19 protein-coding genes and 1 pseudogene are annotated in these 17,831 nt (G+C 74.2%); 10 read left to right on the top strand and 10 right to left on the bottom strand.

From position 1 onward, the window contains the following. Positions 1 to 123: 123 nt before the first annotated feature. From HF519_RS08745 to HF519_RS32255, 6 genes are all read right to left on the bottom strand, one after another. Positions 124 to 1,542 (bottom strand): MFS transporter, encoded by a 1,419-nt coding sequence (locus HF519_RS08745; RefSeq protein ID WP_211169744.1) that lies wholly within the window; start codon positions 1,540 to 1,542, stop codon positions 124 to 126. Positions 1,543 to 1,909: 367 nt separating this feature from the next. Next, the gene (ligD, locus tag HF519_RS08740; RefSeq protein WP_169411992.1) at positions 1,910 to 2,806 is read right to left on the bottom strand and encodes a non-homologous end-joining DNA ligase; all 897 of its coding nucleotides are present in this window, start codon (positions 2,804 to 2,806) and stop codon (positions 1,910 to 1,912) included. Further along, on the bottom strand, positions 2,803 to 3,810 hold the full coding sequence (gene ligD, locus HF519_RS08735; protein WP_312859995.1) for a non-homologous end-joining DNA ligase: 1,008 nt from the start codon (positions 3,808 to 3,810) through the stop codon (positions 2,803 to 2,805). The genes ligD (HF519_RS08740) and ligD (HF519_RS08735) overlap by 4 nt, the downstream gene beginning before the upstream one ends. Next, on the bottom strand, positions 3,807 to 4,112 hold the full coding sequence (locus HF519_RS08730) for a DUF3099 domain-containing protein (RefSeq protein WP_169411990.1): 306 nt from the start codon (positions 4,110 to 4,112) through the stop codon (positions 3,807 to 3,809). Before HF519_RS08730 ends, ligD (HF519_RS08735) begins: the two co-directional genes overlap by 4 nt. A gap of 37 nt (positions 4,113 to 4,149) precedes the next feature. After that, a complete protein-coding gene (locus tag HF519_RS08725; RefSeq protein ID WP_169411988.1) occupies positions 4,150 to 4,329 on the bottom strand; it encodes a hypothetical protein in 180 nt (59 codons plus the stop codon). 162 nt (positions 4,330 to 4,491) lie between these two features. Next, entirely contained in the window at positions 4,492 to 5,088 is a 597-nt protein-coding gene (locus HF519_RS32255) for a tetratricopeptide repeat protein (RefSeq protein ID WP_169411987.1), read from the bottom strand. A gap of 327 nt (positions 5,089 to 5,415) precedes the next feature. On the opposite strand from HF519_RS32255, the pseudogene HF519_RS08715 reads away from it, so the two are divergent. Then, positions 5,416 to 5,865: pseudogene (locus tag HF519_RS08715) on the top strand (HAD family hydrolase); the annotation flags it as partial. Here the strand turns inward: HF519_RS08715 and HF519_RS33240 are convergent. Then, complete coding sequence (locus HF519_RS33240; RefSeq protein ID WP_369009242.1) at positions 5,817 to 6,131, bottom strand: sortase domain-containing protein; 315 nt, start codon at positions 6,129 to 6,131, stop codon at positions 5,817 to 5,819. The pseudogene HF519_RS08715 and the gene HF519_RS33240 sit on opposite strands and share 49 nt — an antisense overlap. A 431-nt stretch (positions 6,132 to 6,562) precedes the next feature. After that, a complete protein-coding gene (locus HF519_RS08705; RefSeq protein ID WP_169412054.1) occupies positions 6,563 to 7,741 on the bottom strand; it encodes a winged helix DNA-binding domain-containing protein in 1,179 nt (392 codons plus the stop codon). A gap of 91 nt (positions 7,742 to 7,832) precedes the next feature. Here HF519_RS08705 and HF519_RS08700 point away from each other — a divergent pair, with 91 nt between their 5' ends. After that, on the top strand, positions 7,833 to 8,207 hold the full coding sequence (locus HF519_RS08700; RefSeq protein ID WP_169411983.1) for a tautomerase family protein: 375 nt from the start codon (positions 7,833 to 7,835) through the stop codon (positions 8,205 to 8,207). A 13-nt stretch (positions 8,208 to 8,220) separates the two neighbouring features. Here the strand turns inward: HF519_RS08700 and HF519_RS08695 are convergent, their stop codons facing one another. Further along, positions 8,221 to 9,174: an aldo/keto reductase gene (locus HF519_RS08695; RefSeq protein ID WP_169411981.1), complete on the bottom strand. Its 954-nt coding sequence runs from the start codon at positions 9,172 to 9,174 to the stop codon at positions 8,221 to 8,223. Between the two features lie 200 nt (positions 9,175 to 9,374). Here HF519_RS08695 and dhaK point away from each other — a divergent pair, with 200 nt between their 5' ends. Genes dhaK through ptsP form a run of 3 tightly spaced genes read left to right on the top strand, consistent with a single transcriptional unit; the run spans position 9,375 to position 13,622 of the window. Further along, a complete protein-coding gene (dhaK, locus tag HF519_RS08690) occupies positions 9,375 to 10,376 on the top strand; it encodes a dihydroxyacetone kinase subunit DhaK (protein WP_169411980.1) in 1,002 nt (333 codons plus the stop codon). 4 nt (positions 10,377 to 10,380) lie between these two features. Beyond that, on the top strand, positions 10,381 to 11,043 hold the full coding sequence (gene dhaL / locus HF519_RS08685) for a dihydroxyacetone kinase subunit DhaL (protein WP_169411978.1): 663 nt from the start codon (positions 10,381 to 10,383) through the stop codon (positions 11,041 to 11,043). Then, the gene (gene ptsP, locus HF519_RS08680) at positions 11,040 to 13,622 is read left to right on the top strand and encodes a phosphoenolpyruvate--protein phosphotransferase (protein ID WP_312859994.1); all 2,583 of its coding nucleotides are present in this window, start codon (positions 11,040 to 11,042) and stop codon (positions 13,620 to 13,622) included. Before dhaL ends, ptsP begins: the two co-directional genes overlap by 4 nt. Here the strand turns inward: ptsP and HF519_RS08675 are convergent. After that, entirely contained in the window at positions 13,581 to 14,528 is a 948-nt protein-coding gene (locus tag HF519_RS08675) for a LysR family transcriptional regulator (RefSeq protein WP_169411976.1), read from the bottom strand. The two genes, ptsP and HF519_RS08675, sit on opposite strands and share 42 nt — an antisense overlap. Before the next feature lie 132 nt (positions 14,529 to 14,660). On the opposite strand from HF519_RS08675, the gene HF519_RS08670 reads away from it, so the two are divergent. From HF519_RS08670 to HF519_RS08650, 5 genes are all read left to right on the top strand, one after another. Continuing rightward, positions 14,661 to 15,002, top strand: a complete 342-nt coding sequence (locus tag HF519_RS08670) for a hypothetical protein (RefSeq protein ID WP_169411974.1) — start codon at positions 14,661 to 14,663, stop codon at positions 15,000 to 15,002. A 46-nt stretch (positions 15,003 to 15,048) separates the two neighbouring features. Further along, on the top strand, positions 15,049 to 15,957 hold the full coding sequence (locus HF519_RS08665; RefSeq protein ID WP_169411972.1) for an AAA family ATPase: 909 nt from the start codon (positions 15,049 to 15,051) through the stop codon (positions 15,955 to 15,957). 2 nt (positions 15,958 to 15,959) lie between these two features. Then, entirely contained in the window at positions 15,960 to 17,093 is a 1,134-nt protein-coding gene (locus HF519_RS08660; RefSeq protein ID WP_312859993.1) for a vWA domain-containing protein, read from the top strand. 27 nt (positions 17,094 to 17,120) lie between these two features. Further along, positions 17,121 to 17,405, top strand: coding sequence for a hypothetical protein (locus HF519_RS08655; protein WP_169411970.1), 285 nt, complete (start codon positions 17,121 to 17,123; stop codon positions 17,403 to 17,405). Beyond that, the coding region (locus HF519_RS08650; protein WP_211169742.1) for a hypothetical protein at positions 17,402 to 17,831 on the top strand (430 nt) is incomplete at its 3' end. The genes HF519_RS08655 and HF519_RS08650, both read left to right, overlap by 4 nt.

The following is a 17,831-nucleotide window of genomic DNA, read 5'->3' as shown; positions in this document are numbered from 1 at the left end:
CTCCCAGCATGCGTGCCGGGCGCGCGCGGATCATCGGACGATCGGTGGGCATCGCAGTGACGTGGACGACTGTCCGTGGGCCTGTGCCGCCTCCCGGGTTGCAGCGGGGGAGCGGGGCCGCTCTCAGAGGGTGGCTGGTAGGCCCAGGCCCGGGTAGGGCTGCAGGGGGCGGCCCGCGTCCGGGGTGTGGCCGGTGAGGAGCGGGAGTTCCCGTGCGTACTCGACCGCTGCGGCGCGCAGGGCCGGGGCCAGGCCGGTCGCCACCCGCGCGGACGCGCCCACCAGGAGCGCACCCTGCGTGGCGACGGCCCGGGTGGAGGCGGCCAGCCGCGACCCGGCGGTCACCAGCCGGGCCCGCACGGCGGGGCGCTCGGCGGCCACGACGACCGCGAGGCCTGCGGCCACCGTGGCGAGCACGGACACCGTCGCCAGGGCGAACGGCAGCCCGGCGGCAGCGGCGAGGAAGCCGATGAGGGGCGGCCCACCGAGCAGGCCGCTGTAGCCGACGGTCGAGGCCAGCGCGACGCCACCGGCGCCACCCGCCGCTCCCGCGCGGGCGATCGCGATCGGGAAGATGTTCGCCAGCCCGAGCCCGACGACGACGAACCCGGCCACGGCCACCCAGGCGGTGGGGGACAGCACCGCGACCAGCATCCCGGCCGCTGCGAGCAGCGCGCCGCCGGCGAGCAGCCGGGTCTCGCCGAGAGCGCGGATCAGCGCCCCCCCGCCGAGCCGGCCACAGGCCATGGCCAGCGAGAAGCCGGCGTAGCCGGCCGCCGCGACGAGCGGGGAGGCGTGCACGGTGTCGCGCAGGTGCAGCGCGCCCCAGTCGGTCAGCGCGCCCTCGCCGTAGGCCGTGCAGCCCGCGATCAGCCCGAGCGTCACCACGAGCGCACGGGGGAACGCCGTACCGCGGCGCCGATCGGCCGGGGCATCAGCCGTGGTGCCCCGGCGCAGTCGCGGCCGGACCGGGTCGGCCGCCGCGAGCGTCGGGGCGATCGCCGCGCTGAGCAGCAGCCCGGCTCCGGCGACGACGAGCAGGTGCGGCGCGACCGGGCCCATCGTCGACGCGAGCCCGCCCACCGCGGCCCCGCCCAGCCCGCCGAAGCTGAACCCGGCGTGCAGCGACGGCAGCACGGGCGTCGACCGGCGCTGCTCGGCCTGCACGCCCAGGCTGTTCGCGGCCACGTTGACCACACCGGTCACGGCGCCGAACACGAGCAGGGCCGCGCACAGTTCCGGGACCGAGGAGGCGAACCCCGGCAGGGCGACGATCGTGGCCAGCAGCAACGCCGAGATGGCGCCGACCGGTCCGGACCCGAGCCGCGCGCACAGCGCTCCGGTGAGCTGCATGCTGGCCAGTGCCCCGAGGGACACGCAGAGCAGGGCGATCCCCAGCGTCGACTCGGTCGCGCCGACCTGGGTGGTCACGTCGGGGATCCGCGCGGCCCAGCTGCCGAACACGAACCCGTCGAAGGCGAACAGCGCGGCGATGGCCCACCGCAGCCGTCGCCAGGACGGCGGCCCGGCTGCGGGCTGCATGCGGTGGGCGACACCGGCGAGGCGACGGATCCGGGGATGTCGCGGTATCGGCTTGGCCCCGGTGGATCGGGACCCCGGATGGGCCGCTGAATGAGACGTCGCTGAATGAGACGTCGCTGAATGAGACGTCGCTGAATGAGACGTCGCTGAATGAGACATGGTGTTCCTCCGGCGGCGACGGTGCTCTGAATCGATTCAGATTCCTGCGGGCGTCACCGGATGTCGGTCGATCGAGGGGGAGCGGCGCACGACCACGGGCACCGCACTCCATGCAACCGATCCATGCGGTCCCGTCGCAGCCGGTTCGGCGGTGAGGTCACTCACGACCAGGGCCCACGGTGGTGAGGTCGCTCACCGCGGACTCCGGTCAGCCGAGTCGGTTCAGCCGCTCGCGCGCTGCCGCTGCCGGGCGCGCGTGCTCGGCGATGTCCGCCCACGGGTCGCCGGTGCGGGCCAGCCGGCGCCCGATCGTGCTGATCGTGAACCGATCCGGAGCGACCCGGGAGAGCTCGTCGAACCGGATCGGGGTGGCCACCGGGGCGCCGGCGCGGGCTCGCGGGGAATACGGCGCGATCGCCGTCTGGCCGTAGGCGTTGCGGCCGACGTCGAGGTAAATCCGGCCCCCGCGGTCGGCGATCCGGTGCGCGGTGGTCAGCGCGTCGGGGTCGGCGGCCTCCAGCCGGGTGGCGATCGCGCGGGCCAGATCCCGCACCTCGTCGAAGTCCGCGCCGGAGTCCGCGCTCGCGTCCAGCGGCGCGACCACGTGGTAGCCGCTGCTGCCCGTGGTCATCAGGAAGGGGACCAGCCCGACCTCGTCGAGCAGGTCCCGGGTCCGGCGGGCCGCCCGGCGCAGGGCCGCCAGGTCGGACCGTTCGGGAGGATCCAGGTCGATGACCATCAGGTCCGGGCGGTCCAGCGCGTCGACGCGCGACAGTCCCCGGTGCACCTCCAGGGCCGACTGGTTGGCCAGGTACTGCAGGGTGTCGGCGTCCTCGGCCACGATGTGCTCGACATGGCCGCGCCGGTTGTTCGCAGGGACCTGCACCGTCGGCACCGGGGCGTTCTCGGGAGCCTGCTTCTGGAAGAAGCCGGAACCGTCGAGCCCGTCGGGGAAGCGCACCACCGACAGCGGCCGGCCGGCCAGGTGGGGGAGCATCACGTCGGCCACCCGAGCGTAGTGGCGAGCGAGGTCGGCCTTGGTCAGCCCCGGGTCGGGGTAGAGGACCTTGTCGGCATGCGAGATCCCGGCCGGGACGGCACTCACCCCTCGCGCACCACCTCAGCGGCGGACTTGTCCTCGCGCAGCCCCAGGTAACGCGGGTGGCGCAGCCGGCCGTCGCGGGTCCACTCGGTGAAGCCGACCTGGGCGACGAGATCCGGCTCCAGCCAGTGCGCCCCGCGCTCGCGTACCGGGGAGTCGAACGGGGAGTCCTCCCGGCCCAGCCCGCTGAACCGCTTCTGCAACGACTGCAGCGTCGAGCGGGTGAAACCCGTGCCGACCTTGCCGGCGTAGCGCAGCCGGCCGTCACCCTCCGCCGGGTGGTAGCCGACGAGCAGCGCCCCGAGCCCGATCCGGGAGCCCGCGGGGTCGGTCCACCCGCCGATGACGAACTCCTGGTCGCGGACGCACTTGAACTTCAGCCAGTCCGTCGTCCGTCCGGGCCGGTACCGGGAGTCCGCCCGCTTCGCGATCAGCCCCTCCCAGCCGTGCGCGCACGCGTACTCCAGATAGCGCTCGCCATCGCCGTTGCGGTGCGCGGCGAACCGGATCGGGTCGTCCCACCGCACCAGGCGACGCAGCACCCGCTTGCGTCCGCGCAGCGGCACCGCGGTGAGGTCGGCGTCGCCGAGGACGAGCAGATCGAACAGGTAGAGGTAGACGGGGACGCCCGTCTCGCGGGCCCGCCGCGGGTCGGACAGCCCCAGTCGGGCCTGCAGCCGCGCGAAGCTCGTGCGGCCGTCGTCGAACGCGACCACCTCACCGTCGGCGACGAGATCGGGGAGATCCTGCGCGTCGAGCGCCTGGACCAGCTCGGGGTAGGTGCCGGTCATGTCCTTCTCGTTGCGGGAGTACAGCTCGGTGCGGCCGTCACGACGCACCACGATCGCCCGCACACCGTCGAACTTGCGCTCGTAGAGCCAGTCCGGGTCGGAGAAGTGCTCGTCGGCGAGGGTGGCCAGCATCGGCGGCCGGAACCGGACCGGCCCCGCCGGGCGCACCTGTGCGCGTTCGTCCGGATGCAGCGCGTCCAACGCCGGGTGCGTCACGTGCCGCCTGTGCCCGTCCTCGGCGGCGGTGAAACCTCGCCGGGATCCCGGCGCCGGCGTCTGCCCCAGCGGCGCGACGAGTCGTTGGCCAGCACGACCGCGACCCAGGGCAGCGGGCCGGTGATGATGATCAACGCCAGACCCACCTCCCAGGCCCGCAGGTACAGCAGGCCGCCGACGAGCAGCCCGACCAGGTGCACGACCATCAGCGCGGCGTAGACGCGCTCGCGGTGGCGCTGCTCCTCGGCGGGTGACAGCGGGGCGTCGGTGACGACCTCGGCGCGGACGCGGCGGAACCTCACGGCGGGGCCCGCCCGCCGGGTGCAGGGGCTGCGGGGGTCACCCTCCGGCCGGTCCGGCCCACCACGGCTCGTCCTGGAACGTGGCGTATCCGGCGTCGCGCACCGGTGCGTGGCCGACGCCCAGCGCGTCGAGGTGCTCGGCTCGGCGCTCCAGGTCGGCCCACTCGCCGGCCGTCGTCGCGAGGTGGGCCACACCGGTGAAGCCGGAAACCGCCATACCGCCACCTACCCTCCCGGCCCGGGTCGCGACCGGGCCGGTACGTCCATCATGCGCCGCCACGGCCGCGGGAGAGCCGGTGTGCCGGCATCTGGTGGGCCCGAATCTGGCTCGGGGTCTCGTGGACGGCGATCCACGGATGGAGCCGGCCGGCCTGCTGGTTCAGAGGATGCCGGCCGCCGTGGCGAAGGCGGCCTCGGCGTGGGTGTGGGCCAGCAGGTCGGCGCAGGCCCGGGTGAGTGGATGGTCGGCACCGGCGACGTGCCGCCAGCGAGGCAGGGCGTGCTCGAGCAGGGTGGCGGCCGGTTCGACGTGGCCGAGGGTGAGCAGCGCCAGCGCGAGCGCGAGCCCGGCGTTGAGGGTGGCCGGGTGGTCCGGGCCCAGGACGCGGCGGCGGGCGTCGAGCACGTGGGTGAGTGCGGCGGCGGCCCGGCCGGGCTCGGCGTCGGTCAGCCACGCCACCGCCTGGTTGCCACGCACGGTCAGGGTGTCGGGGTGATCGGGGCCCAGCACCCGGGTGCAGTCGGCGACGAGTCGCTCGAACCTGATGGCCGCGCGGGCCGGCCGCCCCTGTGCCAGGTGGGCGAGCGCGAGGTCGTTGGCCGCGCGCAGCGCGTCCGGATGCTGCGGGCCCAGGGCGTCGCCGAGTTCGGCCAGCCGCGCTTCGAGCACGGTCTGCTCCGGCTCGGTCCGGGTGTCGGCGCCGGTCAGCACCCGCAGCGCAGCCCGGCGCAGCTCGGTGGTGAAGTTTCCGTCCACTGTGGCCCCCGACCCTCGGTGCGTAGTCAGCCTAGGCTAACCAGCGTTACGCCATCGTGACCATGACGTTTCGATGAACGTGGGACCAACAACGGCGGCCCGGCGTCCGCCCGCGACGAACGGTGGGAACCACGGATCGGCAGGCATCATTAGTCAATGATTCATTGACGCTCTCTAATTGTCAATCTTGCGTTGACGAAAGCCGGCCCGATCGCCACCTCGTCTCGGCGTCCGCGAGACCTGGCCACCTGAGGACCCGAGCCGCCGGGCGTCCGGGATCCGTTCACCCGGAGGCCACGCCGGTGTACGGATGGCCATCCGGCCCGGATGCGAGTCGCCGTCCTGGACATGGCGGGCACCACGGTGATGGACGACGGCGTGGTGCTGGACGCCCTGCGCGCGGGCCTGCGCGAGGTGCCAGGAGCGCGTGCCGCACTCTGCGCGCTCCGGGCCGAAGGTGTCGCCGTGGCCTTGAGCAGCGGTTTCGCCCCCGGAGTGCGGGACGCGCTGGCTGCCGCCCTCGGCTGGGAGGACATGATCGACCTGGTGCTGTCGCCGGCCGAGGTCGGCGGCTACGGGCTGCCGGACCCGGCGATGCCGCTCGCCGCGGCGCGGCGGTTCGACGTGGGTCCGGGGGAGATGGTCATGGCCGGTGACGCGACCGCCGACATCGTGGCCGCCCGCCGCGCCGGAGCCGGTCTCGCGATCGGGGTGCGCTCGGGTGCGCATCATGAGCCTGCGCTGCGCGCGGCGGGCGCCGACGCCGTCATCGACTCGGTCGCCGACCTCCCCGCCCTCCTGATCGCCGAGTCCGGCGCAGCGGGTGCTGGGCAACCTTCCTCAGAGCTCGCGGAGCTCCGGTGGGGTGGTGCGGCCGGACGGACTACGAGGATGTCGGCGGGGCCGAAGGTCGCGCCGCGCCCGATCCGGTGGCCGGCGACGGCGAAGTTGCCGGGTCGGCCCGGTAAGGCGGTCTGCGGGTAATGCCCGGGACCGCGGCCAGGACGTCCTGGCCGACGCCCTCGGCGATCGTGAAGGACCAGTCCGGTCCGAACCGCGGGATGTAGATCCGCGCGAACGGCTGTCGTGGTGCCGGCGGCTCCGCCTGGGCGCCGGCGGGTTCCGGTCCGGTCCGCCTGTACTGGTCCAGGTCCGCGGCGGCCTGTCGCTGTTCGTACCGGGTGATCCTGGCGGAGCCGTAGAGCTCGTAGCCGGCGAGCAGGAGCGCGACCACGCCGAGGGTGATCAGGGCTCCCCCGAGTGCACGCACGATGGCCGGCCCACTGCCGCCCAGCGAGCCGGCCGACTCACCGTTCGGGAACTGCAGCGGCAGCACCCCCATGCCGATCAGGTTCGACCGGTGGATGCGGCCGGTGCCCTGGTGGTGGGAACGGCGCGCCGGGGCCACCCTGATCACCAGGTCCTCCTCGTCGTGCACGGGGCCGGGACGGTCAGGAGGGGCCCGGGCTCGCCGTCAGGCCGACAGCTCGCGCTCCAGCGGGGTGCGGAAGCGCGGGGTCACGCGCACGTCGCCGAGGTGGCCGGACAACCGTTCGGCCCCGGCCTGCACCGCGGCCCGGCCCTCGGCCCCGATGTCGGTGAGCAACCGGACCACGACCTCGCCGTCCGGGCGCTGCGCCCAGCCGCCGACGATCCGGCCCTCCCACCACACCGTGGGGCCGATGTTGCCGGTCCGGTCGAACAGCGCCGGTCCGTGCTCGCCGAGGAACCAGCCACGCTCCTGCCAGCCCATCGGTGTCGGGTCCAGCGCCGGGAGCAGCGCCGCGACCGGTTCGGGCGGCGGCGGTGCCGTGTCGAGGAGCATCTCGTCGTCGGCGGGCAGGATGCCGGGGACACCGTCGAGGTCCACCTCGACGACGTCGAGCGCGGCCAGCGCCCGCGTGGTCTCCCGGGCACCCCATCCGGTCCACCACCGCAGGTCGCTCACCGGGGCGGGGCCGAACGCCTCCAGCCAGCGCCGGGCCAGGGCGACCTGCGCGGCCTCGACGGCGAGCTCGGCCAGCGGTGCGCCCAGCCACGTCGTCGTCGGTGACCACCGGTACTGGGTGGACGTCCACGATCCCCGCGGCCGGCCGCGCACGATGTGCCCGTCGGCGGCCAGCTGCAGCAGGACCCGCGCCGTCGCGTTCTGCCCGGTCGCCTCGAGGCGCGTGCGCAGCCGTGGCTCGTCGGCCGACAGTTCGGTGGCGGCGGCCTCCCCGCGCACGGCCAGCGCGCGGTGCGTGGAGTCCGCGACGTCGACGAGCCAGGCAGCGGCGTCGTCCACACCGGACTCCTGCAGGTGCTGCACCAGGCGTTTGCGCTGCGTCGCCGCGACCGCCCGGGTACAGGCGGCCTGGACGACCGGGGCGAGCTCGCGGTCGAGCACCCACACCGTGCGGCGCATACCGAGCATGCGGACCAGCGCCCGGTCGTCGTAGAGGGCGCGCTCGACGGTGCCGACCTGCCCGTCGCGGGTCCGGGCCAGGACGGAGAGGAACACCGTCGCCGGGTCGGTGGCGTGCAGCGCGACCAGCGACGCCGCCACGGCGGCCGCGCCGGGGACCGAGTCGTCGGCCCAGGATGTGGGGCAGAGCCGGTGCCGCACCGCCAGCCGGGCCCGTCGCTCGGCCACCCCGATCCGCCGTACCACGTGCGTCATCGCCGTCCCCCCGTGTGCTGCGCCGGGGCCGCCCAGCTGTGACAATTCCCCGATCGCCGGTGGCCGGATCCGAGGAGCCCCGATGCCGTATTACCAGTTTACCGTCCCCGCCGACAGCCCCAGCGCCCGGCGCAAGGCCGAGATCGCGGCGGCGTTCACGAAGGTGCACACGGAGGTCACCGGAGCGCCCGCGAGATACGTCAACTGCTCGTTCGTCGAGGTCCCCGCGGGGAGCATCTTCGTGGCCGGGCGGCCCGTCGAGCAGGGCCGCATGGTGGGGATCATCCGCGCCGGGCGCACCGCGGAGGTGAAGCGGGAGCTGATCACCGGCCTGGCGAACGCGTGGAGCGAGGTGACGGGCGAGCCGGTCGAGGGGTTCGCGCTGTTCCTGCAGGAGGTGCCCGGTCACCAGGTCATGGAGGAGGGTGTGATCCTGCCGGAGGCCGGCGAGGACTGATGCGACCGACCGGTCAGGCCCAGGCGCGGTCGGAGCGGGCGCGCCAGTAGGCTGCGGGCGGCTCGGCGAGCGCGGCCAGTTCGTCGCGCACCGCCGCGGGCAGGACGAGGTGCTCCGCGGCGGCGTTGCTGGCCAGCTGCGCCGGGTCGACGGCGCCCGAGAGCACCCACCCGGCCCACGGCTGCGCCAGCGCGGCCGCGATCGCCAGCTGGTCGACGGGCACGCCCAGCTCGGCGGCCAGCTCCGCGGCGCGCCGAGCCCCGGGTGTCGCGTCCTGCCCGCCAGGGGCGAGCCGGCCGTTCGCCACCGCCTCCTTGACGATCACCCGCGCGCCCGCCGCGGCCGCCTCGGCGAGCGCCGGGGCGACCGACGGTTCGAGCACGTTCCAGGTCGACTGGACCGAGGTGAACAGCGGGGCGCCGTCGACGGCCACCTCGAGCGCGCGGCGGACGCTGTCGGCCTGGGCGGGCCCCGACGTCGAGACGCCGATCCGCACCCCGGTCTCGCGCAGCCGAGCGAGCGCCCGGTGCAGGGCGGCGTCGGCGAGCACACCGGTCTCGAGTGTCGCGGAGTGCACGTGGTAGACGCCGAGCCGGTGGCCCAGCAGTGCCCGGGTCTGGGCGTACTGCGCGGTGAACGCGGCGAGCGAGTGGTCCTTGACCTCGTGCACGCCCACGTCGAGGCGCCAGTCGCCGACGTAGCGATAGCCCCACTTCGACCCGATCTCGACGTCGTCGATCTCCGGGTGCGCGGCCAGCCAGCCGGCCAGGAACTCCTCGGCGCGGCCGTAGGACCGGGCGGTGTCGACGTAGCGGATGCCGGCCGCGTAGGAGGCGTCGAGCACCGCCTCGGTGCGGGCGCGCAGCTCGGTCACGCTGCGCCGGTCGCCGAGGTCCGCGGCGCGTCCGGCGTTGATGTAGGCCGGGCGCCCGACGGCGGCCAGCCCGATGCCCAGCCGGGCGCTCACGCGGACCCGCCTCGCGGTGGCCCCTGGCCCATCCGGATCACCGTCCTGCTCCTTCCGGCCGCCGCGGCCTGGCTGCGCCGGGGTCGGCCACCATCATCCTGCCCGCGATCGGGGCCGGCGCCCACACGCACGGCCCTGGCGCCCGGCCCGCGCTCGAAGCACCCTGGTCTCCACGCACGTCAAAGTCTGGAGGAGCATCGATGAAGAAGCTCATCAACGATCCGGCCGACGTCGTCTCGCAGGCGCTCCTCGGCATGGCCGCGGCGCATCCCGAGTTGCGCGTCGACCACGAGAACAAGATCGTCTACCGGGGCGACGCCCCGGTCAGCGGCAAGGTCGGCCTGATCTCCGGCGGCGGATCCGGCCACGAGCCGCTGCACGCCGGATTCGTCGGACCCGGGATGCTCGACGCCGCCTGCGCCGGGGAGATCTTCACCTCGCCGGTGCCCGACCAGATGGTCGAGGCCACCAAGCGCGTCGACGGCGGCGCCGGAGTCCTGCACATCGTCAAGAACTACACCGGCGACGTCATGAACTTCGAGATGGCCGCGGAGATGGCCGCGGCCGAGACGGGCGTCGAGGTGGCGTCCGTGGTCACCAACGACGACGTCGCGGTCCAGGACAGCCTCTACACCGCCGGTCGCCGCGGGGTCGGCGTCACCGTGCTGCTGGAGAAGATCGCCGGCGCGGCCGCCGAGCAGGGCCGCAGCCTCACCGAGGTCGCCGACGTGGCCCGCCGGGTCAACGAGGGCGGCCGCAGCATGGGGATGGCGCTGACATCGTGCACGGTGCCCGCCGCCGGGCAGCCCACGTTCGAGCTCCCGGAGACCGAGATCGAGATCGGCATCGGCATCCACGGTGAGCCCGGCCGGCGGCGCGTGCCGCACGTCCCGGCCCGGCAGGTGGCCGAGTACCTGCTCGAGCCGATCCTGGCCGACACCGACTTCAGCGGCGGCGACGGCGTGATCGCGTTCGTCAACGGCATGGGCGGGACCCCGCTGCTCGAGCTGTACCTGATGTTCCACGAGGTGGCGGGGATCCTGGAGAAGGCGGGCGTACGAGTGGCGCGCTCCCTGGTCGGGCCCTACATCACCAGCCTGGACATGGCCGGCTGCTCGGTGACGCTGCTCAAGGCCGACGAGGACCTGCTCCGGCTGTGGGACGCCCCGGTCCGCACCCCCGCGCTGCGTTGGGGGGTGTGATCCGGTGACCGGTGCCGGCGCGGACACCGTCGATCTCGACGCGCTGGGCGGCTGGATCCGCGAGTTCGCCCGGCTCGTCGGCGAGCACCGCGACGAGCTCACCCGGCTGGACTCCGCCATCGGCGACGCCGACCACGGGATCAACATGGATCGCGGCATGACCGCCGCGATCGCCGCCCTGGACGCCGCGGCCCCGGCCAGTGCCGCCGCCCTGTTCAAGAAGGTCGGGATGACGCTGGTGAGCAAGACCGGCGGCGCCAGCGGGCCGCTCTACGGGACCCTGTTCCTGCGGGTAGGCGCCACGGCGGGCGAGGTCGACGAGCTGGACGGTCCCGGCTTCGCCAAGGCGTTGCGCGCGGGGCTGGACGGGGTGGTCGCGCGCGGCAAGCCCGAGGCCGGGGACAAGACGATGTTCGACGCCCTGGCCCCCGCGGTCGACGCCCTGGACGCCGGCCTCGACGAGGGTGCCTCGCTCGGTGCGGCGCTGCGGGCCGCGTCGGCGGCGGCCGATGCGGGCCGGGACGCGACGATCCCGATGCAGGCCCGCAAGGGCCGGGCCAGCTACCTCGGTGAACGCAGCGTCGGGCACCAGGATCCGGGTGCGACGTCGGTGGCGCTGCTGGTGGCCGCCGCGGCGACCGCCCTGGGCGGGCCGGGGCAGCGGTGAGCGATCCGCCCGTCGGGCTCGTCGTCGTCGCGCACAGCAGGCCGCTGGCCCGGGCCGCGGTCGAGCTGGCCCGGGAGATGCTGCACGGCGGGCAGGTGCCCATCGTCGTCGCCGCGGGACTGGACGAGGACACGTTCGGCACCGATGCGGCCGCGATCGCCGACGCGGTCGCCACCGCGGACAGCGGCGCCGGGGTGGTCGTGCTGATGGACCTGGGTAGCGCGGTGCTCTCCGCGGAGCTCGCGTGCGAGCTGCTCGACGACGACGCCCGCGACCGGGTGCTGCTCTGCCCGGCACCGCTCGTCGAGGGCCTGGTCGTCGCGGCCGTCGCGGCGGCGGGCGGGGCGGACCGGACGGAGGTGGCGGCGGAGGCGAGCGCCGCGCTGGCCGGCAAGACGGCGCAGCTGGGCGGACCGCCGGCAGCTACCGCAGCCGCGCCCGGCCCCGAGCCGGGCGGCACCGAAGCGGCAGCGGGTGCCGGGGGCGCGGTGAGTACCGGGCCCGCGGCGGGCACCGGGAACGGCGCGCCGACCGGCTCGTTCACCGTGGGCAACCCGCACGGACTGCACGCCCGCCCGGCGGCCCGGCTGGTGCAGGAGGTCCGGGCGTCCGGAGCGCAGGTCCGCCTGCGCAACCGCACGACCGGCTCGGAGTGGGTGCCCGCCGCCAGCCTGTCCCGGGTCGCCACCCTCGGCGCGCAGTGCGGGCACGAGGTCGAGATCGAGGTGGCGGGGCCGGGGGCCCGCGACACCCTGGACCGCCTGCTCGCCCTCGCGCAACGGCAGTTCGACGAAGGCCCCGCCGCTGCGGCTCCGGCCCAGACCCCGGTGCCGCCGCGCGGCCCGGTCGCCGCGTCGCCGGGCACCGGAATCGGCCCGGCTCGACCGCTGCGGCAGGAGATGCCGGACGTTCCCGCCGAGCGCACGGACGACCCGGCCGGGGCCTGGCGTGACCTGACCGCGGCGCTGGCCGCGGTGCGTGAGGAGATCGAGCGGGTGCGGGCGCGCACCGCGCAGGAGGTCGGGACGGCCGAGGCCGCCATCTTCGACGCGCACCTGCTGCTGCTCGACGACACCGGCCTGCTCGACGAGGTCCGTTCCCGGGTGGACGGCGGCGAGGCCGCGGCGCCCGCCTGGGCCGGCGGGGTGCGCCGCGTGGCCGGGGAGTTCGCGGCCCTGCCCGATGCGTACCAGCAGGCCAGGGCGGCGGACGTGCTCGCGGTCGGCGACCAGGTGCTCCGCGCGTTGCAGGGTCCGGACGACCGCGGGTGGCCCCGGCCGTCCGGGGTGCTGGTGGCCGGCGATCTCACACCGGCCGAGGCGACGGAACTGGACCCCGCGGACGTCTCGGGTGTCGTCCTCGCCTACAGCAGCCCCACCGCCCACAGCGTGATCCTGCTGCGGGCCCGTGGTATCCCGGCCGTCGTCGGCGCGGGAGCGGCCGTGCTCGACGTCGCCGACGGCACCCCGATCGCTCTCGATGGGGGGACCGGTGAGCTCATCGTCGATCCGCCGGACGCGGTCCTGCGTGACTTCGAGGCCCGGGCCGGCGCGTTCGCCGCGCGGGAACAGCACGTACGGGCCCGGGCGGCCGCCCCCGCGACCACCCGCGACGGCACCCGTGTCCTCGTCGGCGCGAACGTCGGGTCGCTTCCCGATGCCGTGGCGGCGGCCGGGTTCGGCGCCGATCTGGCCGGGCTGGTCCGCACCGAGTTCCTGTTCCTGGGCCGGGAGCACCCCCCGGACGTCGAGGAGCAGGAAGCGGCCTACCGTGCGATCGCCGACGCCTTCGGCGGCCGGCGCATCACTCTGCGGGCCCTGGACGTGGGCGGGGACAAGCCGCTGGCCTACCTGCCCGTGCCGGCGGAGGCGAACCCGTTCCTCGGACTCCGCGGGATCCGGCTCGGGCTGGCGCGCCCGGCCCTGCTGGCCGATCAGCTGCTGGCCGCGGTCCGGGTGGCCCACGACGCGCCGGTGAGCCTGATGTTCCCGATGGTCAGCACGCTCGACGAACTGCTGGCCGCCCGCCGGATGCTCGACGACGCGATCGCCCGCGAGGGACGCGGACGCCCGGACGGGCTGCAGGTGGGGATCATGGTCGAGGTGCCGGCGACGGCGCTGAAGACGCCAGTGCTCACCCCGCACGTCGATTTCCTGAGCATCGGCACCAACGACCTGACCCAGTACGCGCTGGCCGCCGAGCGCGGCAACGACGCCGTCGCCGGACTCGCCGACGCGCTCGACCCGGGCGTGCTGGCGCTGGTGGACGCGGTGTGCCGGGGCGCCGGACCGGACACCCTCGTCGCGGTCTGCGGTGAGCTGGCGGCCGACGAGCAGGCCGTCGCGGTGCTGCTCGGGCTCGGCGTGCGCGAGCTCAGCGTGGCGCCACCCGCGGTCCCGCGGATCAAGGAAGCGGTGCGCGAGCTCGACATGGACCGGGCGCGCTCGCTCGCGGGCGCGGCGCTTGGGCTGGGCACACCGGCCGCCGTGCGCGAGCTGGTGGGGGAGCGCCGACCGGGGCGGGCCGGCCCGTCCGGGTCAGCTCCAGATCGTGACGTAGACGGGCGGGCGGAACCGTGACGGCGGCACCCCGGAGCCCGGGGCGCGCAGCAGCCGCATCGCCTCCGGTGTGCCGAGGAAGTGCCGTAGCGAGCCGGCGGCCACCGAGCGCCGGTCGAGGGGCAGCGTCGTCGCGTGCCAGACCACGTCCATCGGCGTGCCCGGGATGTCGATGACCGTCAGCTCACGGCGGCGTAGCTGGTGCACGGCGAGATGCGCGATGGCCGGGGCCACCCCGGCACCCCGGGCTGCCGCATCCCACGCCGCGGTCTGGTTGGGGAACACGCTCAGCCGGGACTCGGGCACACCGAGCGCGCGCAGCAACCGGCTGACGTCGCTGTTCGGGTCCGTCGCCGCCGACTCGACCAGCCAGGGCCACTGCGCCGGGGACCCCCGGAACCGAGTGTCCGGGGCGCCGAGCACCACGAGCCGGCATCGGAAGACGGGTTCGCTGACCAGGCCGAGGCTGCGGTCGGCGCCCAGGTTCGGACCCAGCGCGAGGTCGGCGAGGCGCTGCGAGACCAGCACCGCCATCTCGTCGGTCGCGGCCACGCCCGCGGACACCTCGATCGAGCCCGACGACCGGGCGGTGAAGGCATCGGCGAGGGGCCCGGCCACGAACTCCACGATCGTGCTGGGGGCCACCAGCCGCAGCTGCTCCGGAGCGCCCTTGGCCGACCGGACCGCCGCCTCCGCCTCGGCGCCCAGCGCGACCATCTGCGCCGCGATGCTCAGCAGCCTGCTGCCCCCCGGCGTCATCGTCATCCCGTTGCCGGCACGCGTGAGCAGGGGATCACCCAGGTACTTCCGGAGCGCCGCGAGCGCCTGGGAGACGGCGGGTTCGCTGACCGAGAGGGCGTTGGCCGCCGCCTTCACCGAGCCGAGGCGCGCCACGAGAACGAACGCAGACAACTGTGTCAACGTCATGTGAGTAGTGTGACCCCCATCATCCCGGGCGGACCTAAGTAAAGACTTAAGTGTGATTTGTCGGGGGTCCGGCACTGGGCCACGATGCTCGGACCCACCACGGTCGACCGCGAGCGGAGAGGGGTGCCGGGCATGAGCGGAGACCACCAGGACCCACGACCGGCCCACGACCACGGCGACGAGCAACGGCAGGCGATGTCGGTGTTGCGTGGAATCTGGTCAGCCCGGGGGCAGACCAGCGCCGAGCTGGAGGAGCGATTCGGCACCGGCCACACCAAGGTCTGCAGGAACATGAAGGACATCGGATTCGGCGGCATGGCGCCGGACGCGGTCCCCTCGGGGCCCGAGGGGACCAACACCCCGGTGGACCCCGATCTGCGATCGGCGTGGCGGGCCCGGCTCGAACGCGAGGGCAAGCTGCGCCCCGGGGGCGTGAGCATCGGGGAGATGATCCGCCACCCCGACTCCGACTGACCGTCCCCTGCCCGGTGGCGCTGCCCGTATCTGAGGAGAACGCTTCGTGAATCAACCGGGCTCGGTCGCCGAGCTGACCGAGACGCTACGTGCGGGCGGGTACCTGGCGGATCGCGGGCTGGCCACCGCGGTGTACGTCGCGATGTCGCTCGACCGCCCGATCCTCCTGGAGGGTGAGGTCGGCGTCGGCAAGACCGAGCTGGCCAAGACGCTGGCCACGGTCCTGGGACGCAAGCTCATCCGGCTGCAGTGCTACGAGGGCATCGACACCAACCAGGCGATGTACGAATGGGACTACGCCCGCCAGTTGCTGTACATCCGGGCGCTCTCCGAGCGCCGCCTGCCCGGCTCCGCCGACGACCCCGCCGACGACCCCGCCGACGATCACGCCGTCGTCGACAAGCTGTTCGGTCCGCGGTTCCTGCTCGAGCGCCCGCTGCTGGAGGCGATCAAGGCCGGCGACGGCGCGGTGCTGCTGATCGACGAGGTGGACCGTGCCGACGACGAGTTCGAGGCCTTCCTGCTCGAGGTGCTGTCGGACTTCCAGATCAGCATCCCCGAGGTGGGCACGGTCAAGGCCGCCCGCCCGCCCCTGGTGCTGCTGACGTCCAACCGCACCCGCGAGCTGCACGACGCGCTCAAGCGCCGCTGCCTGTACCACTGGCTCGGGTACCCCTCCGCGGAGCGTGAGATCGAGATCGTCACGGTGCGGGAGCCGTCGGTGTCCACGGAGCTCGCGGCCAAGGTCGTCGCCGCGGTGAACCGGTTGCGCGAGATGGACCTGGCCAAGCCACCAGGTGTCGCGGAGACGATCGACTGGGCCCGCATGCTCGACTTCCTCGGCGAGTCCGAACTCGACGCCGAGGCCGCCGGCCTCACGCTCGGGTCGGTCGTGAAGGAGCACGACGACGAGGAACTGGTGCGGTCCCGGCTCGACGAGATCACCTCGCGGTAGCGGTGACGACGACGGCTTCGCCCGGACTCGTCGGCGTGCTCGTCGGGTTCGGCCGGGCACTGCGCGCCGAGGGCGTCTCGGTCGGGACGGGGGACGTCCTGACGTTCTGTGCCGCGATGACGCCGCTGGACCCGACCGACCTCGTCGACCTGTACTGGGGCGGGCGGGTCTCGCTGGTCACCCGCGGTGACGACATCGTCGTCTACGACCGGGTGTTCAAGGAGTTCTTCCTCGACGCGGGCAACCCGGTGCAGGACCTCGTGAAGATCGAGGCCCGGGCCGAACCCGAGGCCGAGACGGTGCTGGAGATCCCGGCCGTCGACCCGGGTGCCGAGGAGCCCGACGAGGAGACCGTGCTGGGCCTGATGGCGTCCGATGCGGAGACACTGAAGCGCAAGTCCTTCGCCGCGTGCACCGACGGTGAGCTGGAGGCGCTGCGCCGGATCATGGCGCGCATCAGGCTGACCCCGCCGCGGCGGCGCACCCGTCGGTCCCGCCCGGCGCGGCGGGGGCGCCGGCCGGACCTGCGCGCCACGATCCGCCGGTCACTGCGGATGCACGGCGAGATGGTCGATCTCCACTGGCGGCGTCGCCGGCTCCGGCTGCGCCCGCTGATCCTCATCCTGGACATCTCCGGGTCGATGGCCGACTACTCGCGGGCGCTGCTGCAGTTCGCGTACTCGGCCAAGCGGGCCTCGGCCAAGGTCGAGGTCTTCTGCTTCGGCACCCGGCTCACCCACCTCACCGCGTCGCTGGAGACGCGCAAGCCCGACGACGCGCTGGAGCGGGCCGCGGGGCTCGTCGTCGACTGGGAGGGCGGCACCCGGATCGGCGAGTCGCTCGACGCGTTCGTGCGGCACTGGGGCCGGCGGGGGATGGCACGCGGGGGCATCGTGGTGATCTGTTCCGATGGCCTGGACCGGGGCGACCCCGACGTGCTCGCGACGGCGATGGAGCGACTCTCGCGGCTGAGCCACCGCATCGTGTGGATGAACCCGCACAAGCAGAACAACGCGAACTACCGGCCGCAGACGGTCGCCATGATGGTCGCCGACCCGCACATCGACCTGCTGCTGTCCGGTCACGACCTGAGCAGTCTGGAAGAGTTGGCCGACCTGCTCCCCGAGCTGGGCTAGTCATCTCACCGGTGGAAGGAGAGCCGGATGACGATCCGGTGGAGCGTCGGCGTCGAGGCCGAGGGCGACCGCATCGTGTCCCACGACGAGGTCGTCGAACTGGCTGACGCCGTGGCGACCAGCGGCGGCATCGCGACCGGGATCGGTAGCAACCGCTACGGGGCGCAGGTCGTCGTGCTCGCCGAGACGCGCGAGGAGGCCATCGAGCGCGGGACGGCGACCTTCGAGGACGCCGTGCGCACGGCGGGCCTGCCGGTGTTCCCGATCGTGCGCGTCGAGGCGATCAGCGAGGACGAGGACTCGGACGCGTGATCCGGCTCGGCTCGCTCGCCGGCTACGCGTTCTCCGGCCCGCGGCTGCTGGGCGGGTGGACCCCGCCGGCCGAGCCGGGTGTCTACGCGATCTTCTACAAGCCGGACCCCGACCGGGAGCGCTACGCGGTCGTCTACGTCGGGCACGCCGACGACCTGTCCGCGGAGGGCTTCCCGTTCAAGCACCGCCGGGCGCACTGCTGGGTGCAGCGCGCGGGGTCGAAGTGGAAGGTGCACATCGCCACCCTGGAGATCCCGGGCGGCGGGCGGGGGCACCGGGAGATGGTCGCCCGGGAACTGATCTCCGTCTACGACCCGCACTGCAACGAGCAGCGCTACGACACGGCGTGGCGCGACGAGTGGATCGGGGAGTACTCCGACGCCCCCAACACAGCCCCGCTACCCCTTCGCCGCCCGGGATCTCCAG

This window comes from Pseudonocardia bannensis (assembly GCF_012911875.1).
GTDB lineage: Bacteria > Actinomycetota > Actinomycetes > Mycobacteriales > Pseudonocardiaceae > Pseudonocardia > Pseudonocardia bannensis.
The sequence above is the reverse complement of the archived record's forward strand: the minus strand, read 5'-3'. Positions and strand labels throughout refer to the sequence as shown.

Coding starts and splice junctions, on each gene's coding strand:
- HF519_RS08745 (WP_211169744.1), bottom strand. CDS start 1,542: ATGCAGCCCGCAGCCGGGCCGCCGTCCTGGCGACGGCTGCGGTGGGCC.
- HF519_RS08725 (WP_169411988.1), bottom strand. CDS start 4,329: ATGGCGGTTTCCGGCTTCACCGGTGTGGCCCACCTCGCGACGACGGCC.
- HF519_RS08700 (WP_169411983.1), top strand. CDS start 7,833: ATGCCGTATTACCAGTTTACCGTCCCCGCCGACAGCCCCAGCGCCCGG.
- dhaK (WP_169411980.1), top strand. CDS start 9,375: ATGAAGAAGCTCATCAACGATCCGGCCGACGTCGTCTCGCAGGCGCTC.
- HF519_RS08675 (WP_169411976.1), bottom strand. CDS start 14,528: ATGACGTTGACACAGTTGTCTGCGTTCGTTCTCGTGGCGCGCCTCGGC.
- HF519_RS08670 (WP_169411974.1), top strand. CDS start 14,661: ATGAGCGGAGACCACCAGGACCCACGACCGGCCCACGACCACGGCGAC.
- HF519_RS08655 (WP_169411970.1), top strand. CDS start 17,121: ATGACGATCCGGTGGAGCGTCGGCGTCGAGGCCGAGGGCGACCGCATC.